Here is a 544-nt window from a genome sequence, read left to right on the forward strand (position 1 = left end):
TTTTAAACCAAACTGCGCCACCAGTTCCGGTGTCAGACAAGCATAGCTTTTGCTAACGTCATCTTCACCAGCATACCAGTAAATATCGTACTCTTCCGCCAATGGCTGTTTATTTAGTTGAACCTGTAAATTGTATTTTCCGGGCTCAACATACCCCTGGCTGGAAAAACGCTTCAGATCAATTTTTGTGTCGCCTTTTAATTCCAGAAAACGGGAATCAAACTGAATGTCGTCTTCAGCCCAGACACTGCTATAACTCCCTGACATTGCCAGCGCAATGCACCACGGAAGAATCCGTAATCGAAAAAGAGAATGGTCAGGCATACACGTTTTTATCCGTTTTTATTCTTGTTCGGTCAAAATCCATTTAAATACCCCATAGCAGTGTCGCTATGGGGGTATGCCTTACAGGTAAGTAATCTGGAAGGTGGTATTTGCTCCGAAATTACCCAGATCTGGCGCATCAGCTGCGCCGACCAGCCAGGCTTTAAAGTTCAGAGTCTGCTTCGCTTTGCCTTTATTAGTGGCAGTATCTTTCACGATT

The 544-nt window shown here is 44.3% G+C and carries 1 protein-coding gene; it reads right to left on the reverse strand.

Going from position 1 to position 544, the window contains the following annotated elements; all coding sequences use genetic code 11:
* A partial coding sequence (locus ACFFRH_RS45015) for a FimD/PapC N-terminal domain-containing protein (protein ID WP_407984651.1) occupies nucleotides 1–324 on the reverse strand: 324 nt, incomplete at its 3' end.
* Nucleotides 325–544: the final 220 nt, after the last annotated feature.

Origin of the sequence: Streptosporangium vulgare, from assembly GCF_042428775.1 — a bacterium.
GTDB lineage: Bacteria > Actinomycetota > Actinomycetes > Streptosporangiales > Streptosporangiaceae > Streptosporangium > Streptosporangium vulgare.